This is a genomic window from Promicromonospora thailandica (assembly GCF_024171955.1).
Lineage (GTDB): Bacteria > Actinomycetota > Actinomycetes > Actinomycetales > Cellulomonadaceae > Promicromonospora > Promicromonospora thailandica.
On the sequence record NZ_JAMTCS010000012.1, the window covers coordinates 202,462 to 219,742 of the forward strand.

Consider the following 17,281-nt stretch of genomic DNA (forward strand, 5'->3'; position numbering starts at 1 on the left):
GAGGGGAGAGACCATGCCGACACCACGACCGGTGGTCAGGATGCGGGCGGGCGCCGTCGTCCTCGCGCTCTGCGCCACCACCGCCCTGGCGGTCCCGGCGTCCGCCGCCGACACCGCCACCACCGCGGGAGCGCACGTCGCGGCACCCGCCGGGTGCCTCGACCCGGACGTCCCGCTCTCGGTCGAGGAGCGCCGCCTGACCGCCCGCCTGCCCGACGCTGCCGACCCGACCGTCCCCGCCCCGCGCACCTACGCCCGCACGGTCATCGAGGGCGGCGGCTTCGGCGGGTACACGGCCGCCTTCACCGCGCAGCTCTGCCGCACCCGCACCCTCGCGGGCGCCACGGCGCTCGCGGAGCGCTCGGGCGAGGCCCTGTGGGACGCGGCGGTCCGCCGGGCGCAGTCCGACGACGACGCCGTGCGCGGCGACCTGCCCGCGAGCGACGACCGCCCGCTGTACTGGACCCGCGTCGAGGCCATGGCGGTGCTGCGCCAGTGGGACCCGCGCGGCGGCCTCACCGACGCCCAGCGCACCGAGCTGGTCACGACCTTCGACAAGGCGTCCCGGGGCATGTTCGACATCGACCTGCCGCGCGGCCGCGACGTCGTCCGCGTGATCGTGAGCGGGTTCGACGTCTACACGCTCGACGGCGGCACCACCGGCCCCGCGCCGGGCACCGTGGGCAACAACATCCGCCACGGCAACCCGTCGGGCGCCACGGCGCTCTCCCTGGACGGCACCACCTACCGGACGGACGACGGCCGGACCGCCCACATCGAGGCCTACACGCTGCCCGTGAGCTACCGCGAGTTCGCCGAGGGCTACCTCGAGGACACCGTGGGCCCGTTCATGAAGCCCGGCCCGCGCCAGGTCGACGCGTCCCTCACCGTGAGCCAGGCCGGCGGTTCGCAGTTCAACCTGGAGCAGTGGAACGCGCGCTACCACGGCGTCTCACCCGGCAACGACGGCCTCGCGCCGTGCGCGCGCGTCGGCGGGGTGCCGCAGCTCGCGCTCGACAACCCGGCCTGCACCATCCAGGTCGTGGACCGCTGGGGCGGCGGCGACGGGCTCACCGACCCGCCGCAGTGGACCACGGCGAGCCTGCCGGTCGCCGAGATGATCGCGGCCGACACGGGCGCCGACGTGCCCCGGCCGCCGGGCGACACCTGGCCCGACCCGGACGTCGCGTTCGGCGTGGTGTGGAACACGAGCTACACGCAGTTCACCGACTGCGCCTCGCCCGTGCTGACCACGTTCAACAGCCCGCCGCCCGTCACCTACCCGCCGGCCACGCCGCCCGTGCCGCCCGCCGCGGGATCCTGCTCGTACAGCGGGGGCGGCGGCAACTACCTGTCGAACGAGAGCGCCTACCGCAACACGCTGCTGCGCGACCGCGCGGGGCTCGACATCCCCGCCGGGCACATCCACACCCCCGACATGCAGCACTTCGAGACGACCTTCGGCGTGACCGACCCGACGTTCGACGCCTGGCGCACGTCGATCGCCGCCCAGGCCCGCAACCTGGTCCACGCGGTCGTCGACACGACCGACTGACCCCGTCGAGTGCTGGATATTCGCCCTTCTGGCACACGGCAGAGGGCGGATATCCAGCACTCAGCGATCCGTAGGATGGGGGAGTGACAGTCGATCGGGCCGAGCGGAGTGCGGGCGCCATCCGCGAGCTCATCGTCACCGGGCGGCTCGTGCCCGGCCAGCGGCTCTCCGAGCAGACCGTGAGCGAGTCGCTCGACGTCTCCCGCAACACCCTGCGCGAGGCCTTCCGCATCCTCGTGCACGAGGGCCTGCTGGTCCGGCGGCCCAACGCCGGCGTCGCCGTGGCCCGGCCCACGCTCGCCGACATCGTCGACATCTACCGCGTGCGCCGCCTCATCGAGGTGCCCGTGCTCGCCGCCGGCGACCCCGCCCACCCCGGCGCCCGCATGATGCGCGACGCCGTCGACGCCGCCCTCGCGGCCCGCCTCGGCGGCGACTGGCGCGACATCGCCGCCGCCAACATGCGCTTCCACTCCGGCATCGTGGCGCTCGCGGGCAGCCCCCGCCTCGAGCGCGTGCACGCCAACCTCTCCGCCGAGCTGCGCCTCTCGTTCGGCCTGCTCGGCGACGACGGCGACTTCTTCGACGGCTTCGTGGACCGCAACGCCGGCCTCCTGCGCCGGTTCCTCGCAGGGGACGCCGACGGCGCCGCGGCCGACCTGAACCGCTACCTCACCGACTCCGAGCGCATGCTCCAGCAGATGGTGGACCGTGCGGGCACCGCCGGCACGCCGGATACGGTGAGCCCGTGAGCACCCCCGTCCACGACACGCCCTCCACGATCACGCCCGGCCTCGACGCCGCCTGGGTCGCCCGCACCGTCGAGGTGGCCCTCGACGAGGACCTCGGCCCCGCGCCCGGCCGCGACGTGACCTCCCAGGCGACCATCCCGCCGTCGGCCACCGGGACGGCGGACCTGGTGGCGCGCGAGGACGGCGTCGTCGCCGGCCTCGTGGTGGTGCCCGAGGTCCTGGACCAGGTGGCGGCCCGCCTCGGCCTGCCCGCCCCGGCCGTCACCTTCCACGCGCAGGACGGCGACACCGTCACCGCCGGGCAGGTGCTCGCCGCGCTCGACGGCCGCACCCAGGTGCTGCTCGTGGCCGAGCGCACCCTGCTCAACCTGGCCAGCCGGGCCTCCGGCGTCGCGACGGCGACCCGCGCGTTCGCCCGCGAGCTCGAGGGCACGGGCGCGCGGGTGCTCGACACCCGCAAGACCACGCCCGGCCTGCGCGCGCTGCAGAAGTACGCCGTGCGCGCGGGCGGCGGCACCAACAAGCGCATGGGCCTGTACGACGTGGCCATGGTCAAGGACAACCACGTGGTCGCCGCCGGGTCGGTCGCCGCGGCCGTGCGCGCCGTCCGCGCGATGTTCCCCGACGTGCCCGTGCAGGTCGAGGCCGACACCACGGCGCAGGCGCTGGAGGCGGTCGCGGCGGGCGCCGACTTCCTCCTGCTCGACAACATGCCACCCGCGGTGCTGGCCGAGACCGTCGCGGCCGTCCGCGCCCGCGAGGGGCGCGACGGCGTCCCCGCGCACGTCGAGCTGGAGGCGACGGGCAACCTGACCCTCCCCGTCGCGCGCGCGGTCGCCGCCACCGGCGTGGACTACCTCTCCGTGGGCGCCCTGACCCACAGCGCCCCCATCCTGGACCTCGCGCTCGACCTGCGCCCTGGGGAGAACGGGTCGTAGGCCTCGATAGAATCGGCCTCGTGACCCAGAACCCCGCAGCCGAGAACCCCGCTGCCCCGCCGACCGACGACCTGCCCGAGCAGCTGCGGGTCCGGCGTGAGAAGCGCGAGCGGCTGCTGGACCAGGGCACCGAGGCCTACCCCGTCTCCGTCCCGGTCACCCGCACGATCGCCGAGGTCCGCGAGGCGTACGGCCACCTCGAGTCCGGCCAGGAGACCGACGACGTCGTGGGCGTCGCCGGCCGGGTCGTGTTCATCCGCATCGGCGGCAAGCTGTGCTTCGTCACGCTGCAGGACGGCGAGGGCAACCGCCTCCAGGGCATGCTGAGCCTGGCCGAGGTCGGCGAGGAGGCGCTCGCCGCCTTCAAGACCGACGTCGACCTGGGCGACCACCTGTTCCTGCACGGCCGCGTGGGCTCGTCGCGGCGTGGCGAGCTCAGCATCTTCGCCGACGAGTGGCGCATGGCCGCCAAGGCGCTGCGGCCGCTGCCCGTGCTGCACAAGGACCTGTCCGAGGAGGCCCGCGTCCGGCAGCGGTACGTGGACCTCATCGCGCGCCCCGCGGCGCGTGACATGGTGCGCCTGCGCGCCGGCGTGGTGCGCTCGCTGCGCGAGAACTTCCACCGCCGCAGCTTTCTCGAGGTCGAGACCCCGATGCTGCAGACCATTCCCTCGGGTGCGGCGGCGCGGCCTTTCTCGACGCACATGAATGCGTACGACCTGGAGCTGTTCCTGCGCATCGCGCCCGAGATCTTCCTCAAGAAGGCCGTCGTCGGCGGCGTCGAGAAGGTCTTCGAGATCAACCGGAACTTCCGGAACGAGGGTGCGGACTCGTCCCACTCGCCGGAGTTCGCGATGCTCGAGGCGTACGAGGCCTACGGCGATTACGACACCATCGGCGCGCTCACCCAGGACCTGGTGCAGACGGCCGCGCAGGACGTTCTCGGCACGACGCTCGTGACGCTCGCGGACGGTTCGGAGTACGACCTGGGCGGCGAATGGGCAAAGCTGCCGATGTACGGCTCGCTCTCGGAAAGCCTGGGTGAGGAGATCACCGCCGACACCTCCGTCGAGGAGCTCGAGAAGATCGCCGCGCGTCTCGACGTCGAGGTCGGGAACAAGAAGATCCTCAATCACGGAAAGCTCGTCGAGACGCTCTGGGAGCACCGGGTGGGCGACCACCTGACCGCACCGACGTTCGTGCGGGACTTTCCGGTCGAGACGTCGCCGCTCACGCGCGACCACCGCACGGAAAAGGGTCAGGTCGAGAAGTGGGACCTGTACGTGCGCGGGTTCGAGCTGGCCACGGGCTATTCGGAGCTGGTCGACCCCGTCATCCAGCGCGAACGCTTCGAGGCGCAGGCCCGGATGGCCGCGGCGGGCGACGCCGAGGCGATGCTGCTCGACGAGGATTTCCTGACCGCGATGGAATTCGCGATGCCCCCTTCGGGCGGAATGGGCATGGGCATCGACCGTCTGCTGATGGCCCTGACGGGTCAGGGCATCCGCGAGACCATCCTTTTCCCGCTGGTGAAGCCGCAGGGCTGAAAATGAACCACGCTGTCGAGCATGTGAGGATCTTGTGATGGATACGACGCTTGCGGTGCTTGCCGGGCTCACGCCCTCGGTCGGCGTCGGTCTGCTGTTCTGGTTTGCCATGCGCAAGATCGTCCGCGCCGACCGGCACGAGCGTGAGGCCCTCGACCGAATGGACCGTGAGGGCATGGTGGCAGCAGAAAAGACGGGGAATTCCCCTTCGCACTGATCTGTGCGCCAGACGTTATCCCTGGTGGCGTTGCGGATCAAATCCCGCGACGTTCACCGCGCCGGGTGAAGTTTTGGTGATCGGTGTCACACACCCATTATTGACATGTCAATATTGGGTGAGGCATGCTCACGAACTAACCCCGAATTTGTGGCGCGGAAGGGAAGTACCCGTATGGTTCAGAAGGTTCAGCTCGTTCTCGAAGACGACATCGATGGTGGTGCCGCGCACGAGACCGTGAACTTCGGCCTTGACGGCGTCTCCTACGAGATCGACCTCAATGCCGAGCACGCGGCCCAGCTGCGTGACGCGCTCGCTTCGTGGGTCGGCCACGCGCGCAAGGTGAAGGCGCCCGTCGCCCGCGGTACCACCACCACGCGCCGGTCGCGCTCCGGCAGCGACACCGCGGCGGTCCGGGAGTGGGCCAAGGCGAACGGTTACACCGTGAGCGACCGCGGCCGCATCGCGGCCGAGGTCCAGGAGGCCTACGCGAAGGCCAACGGCTGACGCACCGCGCGCACGGTATGTCGCGCCCCGGCTCCCTCCCAGGGGGCCGGGGCGTCGTGCGTGCCGGGCCGGAGCACCGGGTGCGCGGAACTAGGCTGACGGCATGAGCATCCCTACCGCTGCCCTGTGGATCGGCACCTACCCCGCGACGGGTACGGCCCCGGGCACCGGGGAGGGCGTCTGGAGCGTCGGCCTGGGCGCCGACGGCCGGTTCGCGGGCGCCGAGCTCGCGGTGCGCGTCGCCGCGCCGTCCTTCCTTGCGCTGGACCCCGCAGGCCGCACGCTCCTGGCGGTCACCGAGACGGAGCCCGGCACCCTCAGCTCGTTCCGCGTGTCCGACGACGGCGCGCTCGCCCTCGCCGCGAGCGTCGCCTCGGGCGGGACGAGCCCGTGCCACGTGGTGGCGGCCGGCACCACGCCCGGCAGCACGACCGGCACCGCGGCCTGGGTGGCGAACTACGGCGACGGCGTGGCCGCCGTGGCCACGCTCGGGGCCGACGGCGCGCTCGGGGAGGCGCTGACCTACCCGCACGCGGGGTCTGGCCCGGTCACCGACCGCCAGCAGGGGCCGCACGCCCACTTCGTGCACCCGTGGGGCGACCGGGTGCTCGTGTCCGACCTCGGTACCGACGAGCTGCGCACCTACCCGCTGGACGGGTCGGGCAGCGGCGCCGTCGCGGCGGTGCTGCCGCCCGGCACCGGCCCGCGCCACCTGGTCGAGCTCGCGGACGGCACGGTCCTCGTGGCGGGCGAGCTCGACTGCCGCCTGCACGTGCTGGTCCCCGCCGGCCCCGGCCGCCTGGAGCACGTCGGCTCCGTGGCGATCACCGCCCGCACGCTGCCGGACGGCTCGGCGGGCTACCCGTCGCACGTCACGGTGGCGGGCGACCTGGTGCACGTGGGCGTGCGCGGTCCGGACGTGCTGGCCGTGCTGCGGGTCGAGGACGCCCGGGGCCTGCGGATCGAGAACGTGGCCGACGTCGACCTGGGCTCCGGCGCCTGGCCGCGCCACCACGCCGTCCTGGGCGGCGGTGAGACCGTGGTCGTGGCCGCGCAGGGTGCCGACGCGCTGGTCGCGGTGCGGCTCGACCTCGCGTCGGGCGTGGGCGAGGTGACGGACCGGCTGGCCCTCCCCGCGCCCGCGTGCGTGCTGGAGGCTTGATGCGCGACAGCCTGCCGCCCGATCTCGCCGCGCCGGACGAGACGCGCCCGCTGCGCATCGCGATGGTGTCCGTGCACACCTCGCCGCTGGAGCAGCCGGGCACGGGCGACGCGGGCGGCATGAACGTGTACGTGCTCGAGCTCTCCCGCGCGCTCGCCCGACGTGGGGCGCAGGTGGAGATCTACACGCGGGCCACGTCGTCGGCCCAGCCGAAGGTGGCCGCCGTGGCGCCCGGGATCTGCGTGGTGCACGTGCCCGCCGGTCCGTACGAGGGGCTGGACAAGAACGACCTGCCCGGCCAGCTCTGCGCCTTCGCGGCGGGCGTGCTGCGCGCCGAGGCGCACCGCCCGCAGGGCTGGTACGACGTGCTGCACACCCACTACTGGCTCTCGGGGCAGGTGGGCTGGCTCGCGGCCGAGCGCTGGGACGTGCCGCTGGTGCACACCATGCACACCATGGCGCGCGTGAAGAACGCCGCGCTCGCGCCGGGGGACTCGCCCGAGCCGCAGAGCCGGGTGATCGGCGAGGAGCAGGTGGTGGCCGAGGCGGACGCCCTGGTGGCGAACACCGACGAGGAGGCGGCCGACCTCGTGCGGGACTACCGCGCCGACCCCGCCCGCGTGCACGTGGTGCAGCCGGGCGTGGACCTCGGGGTGTTCTGCCCGCCCGACGGCGCCGCCGACGCCGCGGCCCTGCGCGAGCGGCTCGACCTGCCCGCGGACCGGAAGATCGTGCTGTTCGCGGGCCGGGTGCAGCTCCTCAAGGGTCCGGACGTGCTCGTGCGGGCCCTCGGGGAGCGGGTCTGGGACTGGCGCCCGCCGCTGCTGGTGGTGCTCGGCGGTGCCTCCGGGCGCCCGACCGCCGTCCGTGAGCTGGAGGCGCTCGCCTACCAGGAGGGTGTGGGCCGCCACCTGCTGGTGCGGCCGCCCGTGCCGCAGGGCACCCTCGCCGACTACTTCCGCGCGGTGGACCTCGTGGCGGTGCCGTCGCACAACGAGTCGTTCGGGCTGGTGGCGGCCGAGGCTCAGGCGTCCGGCACGCCCGTGGTGGCCGCGGCGGTCGGCGGGCTGCGCACGGTGGTCCAGGACGGCGTCTCCGGCGTCCTCGTGCCCGACCACGAGCCCGCGAGCTGGGCGCTCGCCCTCAAGACTCTGCTCGACGACGACGTCGTGCGCGGTCGCCTGGCGGAGGGCGCCCGCGCGTCGGCCGCCCGCTTCGGGTGGGACCGCACCGCGGAGGAGATGCTGGACGTGTACGAGCGGGCCCGCAAGCGCCACGCCGCCCGGTAGCCCGCACGGCGGACCGCCGTCGGCCCGTTCCGGAAACTGGGGCAGGATGGGGGTATGACCTACACCCTCGTGCTGCTCCGCCACGGCGAGAGCGAGTGGAACGCGAAGAACCTGTTCACCGGCTGGGTGGACGTCGCCCTCTCCGAGAAGGGCATCGAGGAGGCCAAGCGCGGCGGCGCGCTCCTCAAGGAGGCCGGGGTGACCCCGGACGTCCTGCACACGTCGCTGCTGCGGCGCGCGATCATGACGGCGAACCTCGCGCTCGACGTCGCGGACCGGCACTGGATCCCGGTCAAGCGCAGCTGGCGCCTCAACGAGCGCCACTACGGCGCGCTGCAGGGCAAGGACAAGAAGCAGACGCTGGAGGAGTTCGGCGAGGAGCAGTTCATGCTCTGGCGCCGGTCCTACGACGTGCCGCCGCCCGAGATCGAGCTGGGCTCGGAGTTCAGCCAGGACGCCGACCCGCGCTATGCCGACGCCCCCGTCGTCCGCACGGAGGCCCTCAAGCTCGTGCTGGACCGCGCCCTGCCGTACTGGGAGAGCGAGATCGTGCCGGACCTCAAGGCCGGCAAGACGGTGCTGGTGGCCGCGCACGGCAACTCGCTGCGCGCGCTCGTGAAGCACCTCGACGGCATCAGCGACGAGGCGATCGCCGGGCTGAACATCCCGACGGGCATCCCGCTGGTCTACGAGCTCGACGAGGAGACCCTGGCGCCCGTGAAGCCGGGCGGCACGTACCTCGACCCGGAGGCCGCGAAGGACGCGATCGCCGCGGTGGCCAACCAGGGCCGCTGACCCGGCTGCGCCGAAGTAGAACTGTGGCGAAGTAGAACTGTGGCGAGATAGAACCGGGGCGGAGGTGCTGACCAGCACCTCCGCCCCGGTTCTATCTCGCCACAGTTCTACTTCGGCGCGGGCGGGGGTTACTCCTCCGGGAAGTCGCCCGTCACCAGGAACGTGACGCGGCGGGCCACCGAGACGCCGTGGTCGCCGAACCGCTCGTAGTAGCGGCCCACGAGCGTCACGTCGACCGCCTCCTGGACCGTGCCGCGCCACTGCGGTGACAGCAGCGTGGTGAAGGTCTGCTGGTGCAGCTCGTCGATGATGTCGTCGTCGCGCTCGATCGCCTCCGCCACCTCCAGGTCGCGCGTCGCGAGCAGCCGCGTGGTGCGCTGCGCCACCCGCACGGCGGCGTCGTGCATGGCCGCGAAGGTGTCGTGCGCCTCGGGGACGATCGCCTGCGCGGGGTAGCGGCCCCGCGCGACCTGGGCCACGTGCCGGGCGAGGTCGCCCATGCGCTCCAGCGACGCGCTCATCCGCAGCGCGCTCACCACCACGCGCAGGTCGGTCGCGACCGGCGCCTGCTGCGCCAGCAGGTGCACGCACCGCTCGTCGAGGGAGGCCTCGAGGGCGTCGATGGTCTTGTCGGAGGCGATCACCTCCTGCGCGAGCTGCAGGTCGGCCTCCAGCAGCGCCGTCCCGGCGCGCGTCACGGCGGACTCGACGAGCCTGCTCATCTCGGTCAGGTCGTCGCCGACCTGCTGGAGCTCGGCCTCGAAGATCTGTCGCATCGGTTTCCTCTCGCACTCCGGGCGCGCGTGACCGCACGCCCCCGTCCAGGGTCGGCGGAGCGTCGTACCGGGAGGTTAACGGTCCTCCACCCTGACATGAACAGTAGGCGACGCGATCGTCCGACGGTCCGCTCCTGTCGATCAGGGGTGCGGACATCGACCTACCCTGGTCGTGTGGACGGAATCATCTCCGGGGTACCGGTGCTGGCCGCCGGGATCTTCGGCGTGATCGTCGGCGTGCTCGCCACCGTGGCGTTCCGCGTCTCCGAGCGGCAGCAGCACGCCCTGCCCCAGGCCCCGCCCGACCAGCTCGACGCAGGCCTGGTGCGGGTGCTGTCGGTGCTGCGGTCGGCCGCCGTCGTGCTGGACGGCGACGACGAGGTGGTGCGGGCCTCGCCGCCTGCCTACGCGCTCGGGGTGGTGCGCAACGACGCGCTCGTGCACGCCGCCATCACGGACCTGGTGGCGCTCGTGCGGCGCGACGGCGTCATCCGCGAGCAGGAGCTGGAGCTGCCGCGCGGCCCGGTGGGCCAGGGCACGGTGCTGCTCCAGGTGCGGGTGGCGCCCCTGGGCCTCGACCGCGTGCTGGTGCTCGCGGAGGACCGCACCGAGGCCCGCCGTGTCGAGGCGATCCGCCGCGACTTCGTGGTCAACGTGTCCCACGAGCTCAAGACCCCGGTGGGCGCCCTGGCCCTGCTCGCCGAGACCGTGGCGGACGCCGCCGACGACCCCGTCGCCGTCCGCCGCTTCACGGGCCGCATGCAGCGCGAGGCCGTGCGCCTGTCCGCGCTGGTGCAGGAGATCATCGAGCTGTCCCGTCTGCAGGGGGCCGGCGCGGTGCCGAAGCTCACGCCGGTGCCGATCCGCGACGTCGTCGAGGAGGCCGTCGACCGGGCGCGCACCACGGCGCAGGCCAAGAACATCGCGATCACGATGGGCGGCGACCTCGACACCGAGGTCTACGGCGACCACAACCTGCTGGTGACCGCCGTGCGCAACCTCGTCGACAACGCCGTCGCGTACTCCGGGCCCGCCAGCCGCGTGGGTGTCGGCGTGAACGAGCGGGGCGGGCTGGTCGAGATCGCCGTGGTGGACCAGGGCGTCGGCATCGCGGAGGACGCGCAGGACCGCGTCTTCGAGCGGTTCTACCGCGTGGACCCCGCGCGGTCGCGCGACACCGGGGGCACCGGTCTCGGGCTCAGCATCGTCAAGCACGTCGCCGCCGACCACGGGGGCGACGTGACCATGTGGTCGGAACCCGGCCGGGGATCGACCTTCACGCTGCGCATCCCGTCCGCCGACCGGCGGCCGGCCGCCGAGGACATGACGAGCGCGACGACGCACGCCACGACGAACGCGACGACGAACGAGGAGGTGGGTGCGTGACGCGCATCCTGGTGGTGGAGGACGAGGAGTCCTACCGGGACCCGCTGACGTACCAGCTCACCCGCGAGGGTTTCGAGGTGGTCGAGGCGGCCGACGGCAACGCCGCGCTGGCCGCGTACGACGCGGAGGGGGCGGACCTGGTGCTGCTCGACCTCATGCTGCCCGGGCTGTCGGGCACCGAGGTCTGCCGCGAGCTGCGGGCGCGCGGCGACGTGCCGGTCATCATGCTGACCGCGAAGGACTCCGAGATCGACAAGGTGGTGGGCCTCGAGCTCGGCGCCGACGACTACGTGACCAAGCCCTACTCGTACCGCGAGCTGCTCGCCCGCGTGCGGGCGGTGCTGCGCCGCCGCCAGCCGAGCGAGTCCGCGGGGCACGACGAGGACGGCGTGCTGGAGGTGGGCCCCGTGCGGATGGACGTCGACCGGCACACCGTCGTGGTGTCCGGCCGGAGCGTGGCCCTGCCGCTCAAGGAGTTCGACCTGCTCGAGCTCCTGATGCGCAACGCCGGGCGGGTGCTGACCCGTGGCCAGCTCATCGACCGGGTCTGGGGCGCCGACTACGTGGGCGACACCAAGACGCTCGACGTCCACGTGAAGCGGATCCGCTCGAAGATCGAGCCGGACCCGGGCACGCCGAAGTACCTCCTCACCGTGCGCGGCCTGGGTTACAAGCTGGCCGACGACGAGGGCTGAACCGCCCGGCTCCTTCCTGTTCCGGCACCGGACGTGGCGGGGATCACCCCCTCCGTGACGGCTTGTTCACCGTCCGTTCACCCGGACCTGGGGATCAGGTCATCCCCGCTCCTTAGCGTCCCGAGTGACGCTGCGGCGATCGCCGCGCGTACAGACCTGAACAGGATGGATCGACACGTGAAGATCAGCCGATTCCCCCGCGTTGGCTCCGCTGTCATGGTGGGCGCGCTCGCGCTGAGCCTCGCTGCTTGCGGGAGCGACCCCGAGACGGGCGCCACCGGTGCCGAGACCGGGGGCGCCGAGGCCGTCTCCGGTGACTTCGCCGGCGCCGGCGCCTCCTCCCAGGAGTCCGCGATGGAGGCCTGGGTGGCCGGGTTCCAGGCCGCCAACCCCGACGCCACGATCAACTACGACCCGGCCGGCTCGGGCGCGGGCCGCGAGCAGTTCCTCGCCGGCGGCGTGCAGTGGGCCGGTTCCGACTCCGCCCTGGACGACGAGGAGCTCGAGGCGTCCACCGAGGTCTGCGGCCCCGACGGCGCCATCGACCTGCCGATCTACGTGAGCCCGATCGCCGTGGCCTTCAACCTGCCGGGCGTCGACTCGCTGAACCTCTCCTCCGAGGTCATCGCCGACATCTTCACCGGCGAGATCAAGAAGTGGGACGACGAGGCGATCGCCGCCGACAACCCCGACGCCGACCTCCCGGACCTGGACATCACGCCGGTGCACCGCCTGGACGACTCGGGCACCACCGAGAACTTCACCGAGTACCTGTCCGCGACGGCTCCCGACGCCTGGACCGAGGAGCCCGACGGCGTCTGGCCGCTCGAGGGCGGCGACTCCGCCGAGGGCACCTCCGGCGTGATCGGCGTCGTCACCGACACCGAGGGCGCCGTCACCTACGCGGACGCCTCCAAGGTCGGCACGCTCGGCACCGCGTCGATCAAGGTCGGCGAGGAGTTCGTGCCGTTCTCGGCCGAGGCCGCCGCCGCCACGGTGGACGCGTCCCCGCGGGTCGAGGGCCGCGCCGAGCACGACTTCGCGATCGAGGTCGACCGCACGCTGACCGACCCGAGCACGTACCCGCTGGTGCTCGTGTCGTACGCCATCGCCTGCACGAGCTACTCGGACGAGGCGCAGGGCAGCTTCGTCAAGGCGTTCCTCGGCTACCAGGCGTCGGAGGAGGGCCAGCAGGCCGCCGCCGAGGCCGCGGGCAGCTCGCCCATCTCGGCGGAGACCGCCGAGCAGGTCGCCGCCGCCATCGACTCCATCACGGTCGGCTGACCCACCACGCGATCTCCGGCCGGTGGCCGGGCAGACCGGCGCCCCAGGCGCCGGCGGCCCGGCCACCGGCTGAGCCGTGTCGGCACCGCCTCCCCCCGACGAGCATCGAGGAGCTCTTGTGACCACCACCGACAGTCCGCCGGACGCCCGGCCCGGCCCGGCGCGCGCGCCCGCGCGGCGACGCCGTCGCACCGGCGACACCGAGCGCGGCTTCAGCAGGGTGTTCCGGTGGGTCGCCACCGGGTCGGGCGCGTTCCTGCTGCTCGTCCTCGCCGCGGTCGCGGTGTTCCTCGTCGCGCGGGGCCTGCCCGCGCTGACCGCCTCGCCGGACGAGCTCAGTGACCGGGGCGGTCTCCCGACCGGGATGGACTCGCTGTGGGACCTCGTGGGCCCGCTCGTGTTCGGCACGCTCCTGGCCGCGGCCATGGCGCTGCTGCTCGCGACCCCGGTGGCCATCGGCATCGCGCTGTTCATCTCGCACTACGCACCGCGTCGTGCGGCGTCGGTGATCGGCTACGTGATCGACCTCCTGGCCGCGATCCCGTCCGTGGTGTTCGGCCTGTGGGGCGGGCGCACGCTCGCCCCGGTCATCAGCGACGTGTGGGTGTGGGTCGCGGGCGTCCTGGACGTCCTGCCGTTCTGGACGGTCGAGGTGACGAACACGGGCCGGTCGCTCGCGACGGCGTCCGTGGTGCTCGCGGTCATGATCCTGCCGATCATCACCGCCGTCTCGCGCGAGGTCTTCCTGCAGACCCCCACGCTGCACGAGGAGGCGGCGCTCGCCCTGGGCGCCACCCGCTGGGAGATGATCCGCACGGCCGTGCTGCCGTTCGGCCGCTCGGGCGTGATCTCCGCCGCGATGCTCGGCCTCGGCCGCGCGCTGGGCGAGACCATGGCCGTGCTCATGATCCTGTCGCCGGGAATCCTCTACTCCTTCCAGATCTTCGACTCGGGCCAGCAGCAGACCATCGCGGCCTTCATCGCGTCCCGGTTCGCGGAGGCCAGCGGGCTCGCGGTGAACGTGCTGATCGCCACCGGTCTCGCGCTGTTCGTCATCACCATGGTGGTCAACATGGCCGCGCGCGCGATCGTCGCGCGCCGCAAGGAATTCTCGGGAGCGAACTGATGAGCGCCACGTCGCCGACCGCGGCCACCACCACCGAGACCGCCGAGCGCACGCGCGCCCTGCTGACCGCCGCCGACCCCGGGCGACGGCGGGCCGACCGCGCGATGACGGTGCTGATCTACGGCGCCTTCGCGCTGGCCGTCGTCCCGCTGGTGTCGCTGCTGTGGACCGTGGTGCTGCGCGGTGCCGAGCGGTTCGACGCCGACTTCCTGCTGACGTCGATGCGCGGCGTCTTCGGCGGCATGGACATGGGTGGCGCGTACCACGCAGCCGTCGGCACCCTGATGATCACGCTGACCGCCACGGTGATCTCCGTGCCGATCGGCCTGCTCGTGGCGATCTACCTGGTCGAGTACGGCCGGGGCGCGCTGGCCCGCGCCACGACGTTCTTCGTGGACGTGATGACCGGCATCCCGTCGATCGTCGCGGGCCTGTTCGCGTTCGCGCTGTTCTCGATCTTCCTGGGGCCGGGCGCCAAGCTGGGCATCATCGCGGCCGTCGCGCTGAGCGTGCTCATGATCCCCGTCGTCGTGCGCTCCTGCGAGGAGATGCTCAAGCTCGTCCCGAACGAGCTGCGCGAGGCGTCCTACGCGCTGGGCGTGCCCAAGTGGCTCACGATCGTCCGGGTCGTGCTCCGCACCTCGGTGGCCGGCATCACGACGGGCGTGCTGCTCGCAGTCGCGCGCGTGATCGGCGAGACCGCGCCGATCCTCATCACCGCCGGCGTCTCGGACTCGATCAACTTCAACCCGTTCGACGGCCGCATGATGACGCTGCCGGTCTACATCTTCAGCCAGTACCGGCAGGGCCCGGTGCCCTGCCAGGAGGGTGCGCTCGACTGCCTGGTCGACATCAACTTCGACCGGGCCTGGGCCGCCGCGCTCCTGCTGATCGTCATCGTCATGCTCCTCAACCTCATCGGGCGCCTCGTGACCCGGTGGTTCTCCCCGAAGCTGCGCTGACGCGCAGACCCGACCCCGCCGCAGCTCGAACGAAGGAATGATCCGATGGCACAGCGCATCGACGTGAAGGACCTGAACATCTACTACGGCGACTTCCTCGCCGTGGAGGGTGTCTCCATGACCATCGACCCCCGGTCCGTGACGGCCTTCATCGGCCCGTCGGGCTGTGGCAAGTCGACCTTCCTGCGCACCCTGAACCGCATGCACGAGGTGATCCCGGGTGCCCGCGTCGACGGCTCGGTGGAGCTGGAGGGCGTCGACCTCTACGGCGACGACGTCGACCCGGTGGCCGTGCGCCGCACCGTCGGCATGGTGTTCCAGCGCCCCAACCCGTTCCCCACGATGTCCATCCGGGACAACGTGCTCGCGGGCGTGAAGCTCAACAACAAGCGCATCTCGAAGTCGGACGCCGACGACCTCGTCGAGTCGTCCCTGCGCGGCGCCAACCTGTGGAACGAGGTCAAGGACCGCCTGGAGAAGCCCGGCTCGGGCCTGTCGGGCGGCCAGCAGCAGCGCCTCTGCATCGCCCGCGCCATCGCGGTGAAGCCGCAGGTGGTGCTCATGGACGAGCCGTGCTCCGCCCTGGACCCGATCTCCACCCTGGCGATCGAGGACCTGATCCAGGAGCTCAAGAAGGACTACACGATCGTCATCGTCACGCACAACATGCAGCAGGCCGCGCGCGTGAGCGACCGGACGGCGTTCTTCAACATCGCGGGCACCGGCAAGCCGGGCCGGCTCATCGAGATGAACGACACCGCGACGATCTTCTCGTCGCCCGCCGAGAAGGCCACCGAGGACTACGTCTCGGGCCGCTTCGGCTGAGCCGGCCGCCTGCCGAGGTGGTCGTCGGACGACCGCCTCGGCAGGGGTCGGTCACTGCGTGGGGGAGGCCGACGGCGACGGCTGCGCCGCCGGCAGCTGGTCGGCGTACTCCGGCAGGGTGCCGTCGAGCACCGGGAGCGGGAACTCGGCGCTGTCCGCGCCCACGGAGAGCACCGCGTCGAGGTAGTCGCCCGGGGCGGCGCCCACGGCGTCGAGCGTCACGGTCTCGCCCGTCTCGGTACCCAGGTAGACGGTGCCGCCGGCCGGCACGTCCAGCGTGACCGGCGCGGAGCCTGGCGCCTCGAGGGTGAACGACGCGTCCTGCGCCGTCTCGTTGGCGAGCGCGCCCAGCAGGTTCCCGGGCTCGCCCTCGCCCGCGGAGACCACCATCAGGTTGATGCCCCGCAGGTCGCGGTCGTCCTCACCGAGCACTGAGACACCGGTGCCGTCCGACGGGTCGTAGTTCAGCGCCGTCGTGGTCGGCGAGCAGGCCGCCAGGAGGAGGGCCCCCGTGGCGGAGACCGCCGCGAGGGCGATGGTGCGGGCGCCTCGGGCGGCGGTGGCGCGACGGGACACGGTGAACTCCCTGGTCTTCGGCGAAGTCTTCGGCGTGAGATCCGGCGTGGTGTCCGGTCCGGCCCGGACGGGCGGATCCCCGCCACATCCTAGTGGCCGACAGGGGGTGCCCGCGCCTCACGGCGGCGGCGAAACGCCCGGTCAGAGCGTGGCGACGGTCACGGCTCCGGAACGATCCGATCGAGCCCGCCGGGTGTCCGACCCGTGCTCCCCGCCCCTGTACCACGCTGCTGACCTGGGCAAACGCAGCCGCAAATCATGCCCGTACCGCGCCAAGGGCGCAAGTTCTGCAGATCACGCCGTGGTAACCTGGTGTCAGGGAAAGGGGACATCTGCAGATGACGTTCACAGTAGGCGAGACGGTTGTCTACCCGCACCACGGCGCGGCGCTGATCGAAGAGATCAAGACCCGCAAGATTCGCGGCGAAGAGAAGATGTACCTGAAGCTCAAGGTTGCCCAGGGCGACCTCACCATCGAGGTCCCGGCGGAGAACGTCGACCTCGTGGGGGTGCGCGACGTCGTGGGCCAGGAGGGCCTCGACCGCGTGTTCGAGGTGCTGCGCGCCCCGTACACCGAGGAGCCGACCAACTGGTCGCGCCGGTACAAGGCGAACCTCGAGAAGCTCGCCTCCGGCGACGTGATCAAGGTGGCCGAGGTCGTCCGCGACCTGTCCCGCCGGGACGCCGACCGCGGTCTCTCCGCGGGCGAGAAGCGCATGCTGGCCAAGGCCCGGCAGATCCTCGTCTCGGAGCTCGCGCTGGCCGAGCACACCGAGGAGGAGAAGGCGGAAGCGATCCTCGACGAGGTCCTCGCCTCCTGACCGACCCACAGGGTCCCCCGCACGTCTGACGAACTCGTCCGGACCTCGCGCCCCACGGGATCCTTCGC

At 72.4% G+C, this 17,281-nt stretch carries 18 protein-coding genes; 16 read left to right on the top strand and 2 right to left on the bottom strand.

Annotated features, from left to right (window positions below; genetic code table 11):
* Positions 1–13 precede the first annotated feature (13 nt).
* The 9 genes from APR03_RS19390 (at position 14) to APR03_RS19430 (ending at position 8,762) form a co-directional block, all read left to right on the top strand.
* On the top strand, positions 14–1,555 hold the full coding sequence (locus tag APR03_RS19390) for a PA0049 C-terminal domain-containing protein (RefSeq protein WP_253838303.1): 1,542 nt from the start codon (positions 14–16) through the stop codon (positions 1,553–1,555).
* Positions 1,556–1,638: 83 nt separating this feature from the next.
* Positions 1,639–2,307 (top strand): GntR family transcriptional regulator, encoded by a 669-nt coding sequence (locus APR03_RS19395; RefSeq protein WP_253838305.1) that lies wholly within the window; start codon positions 1,639–1,641, stop codon positions 2,305–2,307.
* On the top strand, positions 2,304–3,245 hold the full coding sequence (gene nadC, locus APR03_RS19400) for a carboxylating nicotinate-nucleotide diphosphorylase (protein ID WP_253838307.1): 942 nt from the start codon (positions 2,304–2,306) through the stop codon (positions 3,243–3,245). Before APR03_RS19395 ends, nadC begins: the two co-directional genes overlap by 4 nt.
* A gap of 20 nt (positions 3,246–3,265) precedes the next feature.
* Positions 3,266–4,792, top strand: a complete 1,527-nt coding sequence (gene lysS / locus APR03_RS19405; protein ID WP_253838315.1) for a lysine--tRNA ligase — start codon at positions 3,266–3,268, stop codon at positions 4,790–4,792.
* Between the two features lie 37 nt (positions 4,793–4,829).
* A complete protein-coding gene (locus tag APR03_RS19410; protein WP_253838317.1) occupies positions 4,830–5,009 on the top strand; it encodes a hypothetical protein in 180 nt (59 codons plus the stop codon).
* Between the two features lie 174 nt (positions 5,010–5,183).
* Positions 5,184–5,516, top strand: coding sequence for a histone-like nucleoid-structuring protein Lsr2 (locus tag APR03_RS19415; protein WP_253838320.1), 333 nt, complete (start codon positions 5,184–5,186; stop codon positions 5,514–5,516).
* A gap of 103 nt (positions 5,517–5,619) precedes the next feature.
* Entirely contained in the window at positions 5,620–6,678 is a 1,059-nt protein-coding gene (locus APR03_RS19420) for a lactonase family protein (protein ID WP_253838323.1), read from the top strand.
* Positions 6,678–7,967 (top strand): D-inositol-3-phosphate glycosyltransferase, encoded by a 1,290-nt coding sequence (gene mshA, locus APR03_RS19425; protein WP_253838324.1) that lies wholly within the window; start codon positions 6,678–6,680, stop codon positions 7,965–7,967. The genes APR03_RS19420 and mshA overlap by 1 nt, the downstream gene beginning before the upstream one ends.
* Before the next feature lie 54 nt (positions 7,968–8,021).
* Positions 8,022–8,762, top strand: a complete 741-nt coding sequence (locus APR03_RS19430; RefSeq protein WP_253838327.1) for a phosphoglyceromutase — start codon at positions 8,022–8,024, stop codon at positions 8,760–8,762.
* 128 nt (positions 8,763–8,890) lie between these two features.
* Here the strand turns inward: APR03_RS19430 and phoU are convergent, their stop codons facing one another.
* Positions 8,891–9,538 (bottom strand): phosphate signaling complex protein PhoU, encoded by a 648-nt coding sequence (gene phoU / locus APR03_RS19435; RefSeq protein WP_253838328.1) that lies wholly within the window; start codon positions 9,536–9,538, stop codon positions 8,891–8,893.
* 174 nt (positions 9,539–9,712) lie between these two features.
* On the opposite strand from phoU, the gene APR03_RS19440 reads away from it, so the two are divergent.
* From APR03_RS19440 to pstB, 6 genes are all read left to right on the top strand, one after another.
* Positions 9,713–10,924 carry a sensor histidine kinase gene (locus APR03_RS19440; protein ID WP_253838330.1) on the top strand — a complete coding sequence of 404 codons (1,212 nt, stop codon included), beginning with the start codon at positions 9,713–9,715 and terminating at the stop codon, positions 10,922–10,924.
* The gene (locus APR03_RS19445; protein WP_253838332.1) at positions 10,921–11,619 is read left to right on the top strand and encodes a response regulator transcription factor; all 699 of its coding nucleotides are present in this window, start codon (positions 10,921–10,923) and stop codon (positions 11,617–11,619) included. Before APR03_RS19440 ends, APR03_RS19445 begins: the two co-directional genes overlap by 4 nt.
* 165 nt (positions 11,620–11,784) lie before the next feature.
* Positions 11,785–12,903: a phosphate ABC transporter substrate-binding protein PstS gene (pstS, locus tag APR03_RS19450; RefSeq protein ID WP_372494957.1), complete on the top strand. Its 1,119-nt coding sequence runs from the start codon at positions 11,785–11,787 to the stop codon at positions 12,901–12,903.
* Positions 12,904–13,021: 118 nt separating this feature from the next.
* Positions 13,022–14,029, top strand: a complete 1,008-nt coding sequence (gene pstC, locus APR03_RS19455) for a phosphate ABC transporter permease subunit PstC (protein WP_253838335.1) — start codon at positions 13,022–13,024, stop codon at positions 14,027–14,029.
* A complete protein-coding gene (gene pstA, locus APR03_RS19460) occupies positions 14,029–14,991 on the top strand; it encodes a phosphate ABC transporter permease PstA (protein ID WP_253838336.1) in 963 nt (320 codons plus the stop codon). Before pstC ends, pstA begins: the two co-directional genes overlap by 1 nt.
* Positions 14,992–15,036: 45 nt before the next feature.
* The gene (gene pstB, locus APR03_RS19465; protein WP_253838342.1) at positions 15,037–15,816 is read left to right on the top strand and encodes a phosphate ABC transporter ATP-binding protein PstB; all 780 of its coding nucleotides are present in this window, start codon (positions 15,037–15,039) and stop codon (positions 15,814–15,816) included.
* A 51-nt stretch (positions 15,817–15,867) separates the two neighbouring features.
* On the opposite strand, the gene APR03_RS19470 is transcribed toward pstB, so the two are convergent.
* Entirely contained in the window at positions 15,868–16,392 is a 525-nt protein-coding gene (locus APR03_RS19470) for a hypothetical protein (protein WP_253838351.1), read from the bottom strand.
* 338 nt (positions 16,393–16,730) lie between these two features.
* On the opposite strand from APR03_RS19470, the gene APR03_RS19475 reads away from it, so the two are divergent.
* Positions 16,731–17,213: a CarD family transcriptional regulator gene (locus APR03_RS19475; RefSeq protein ID WP_020017968.1), complete on the top strand. Its 483-nt coding sequence runs from the start codon at positions 16,731–16,733 to the stop codon at positions 17,211–17,213.
* Positions 17,214–17,281: the final 68 nt, after the last annotated feature.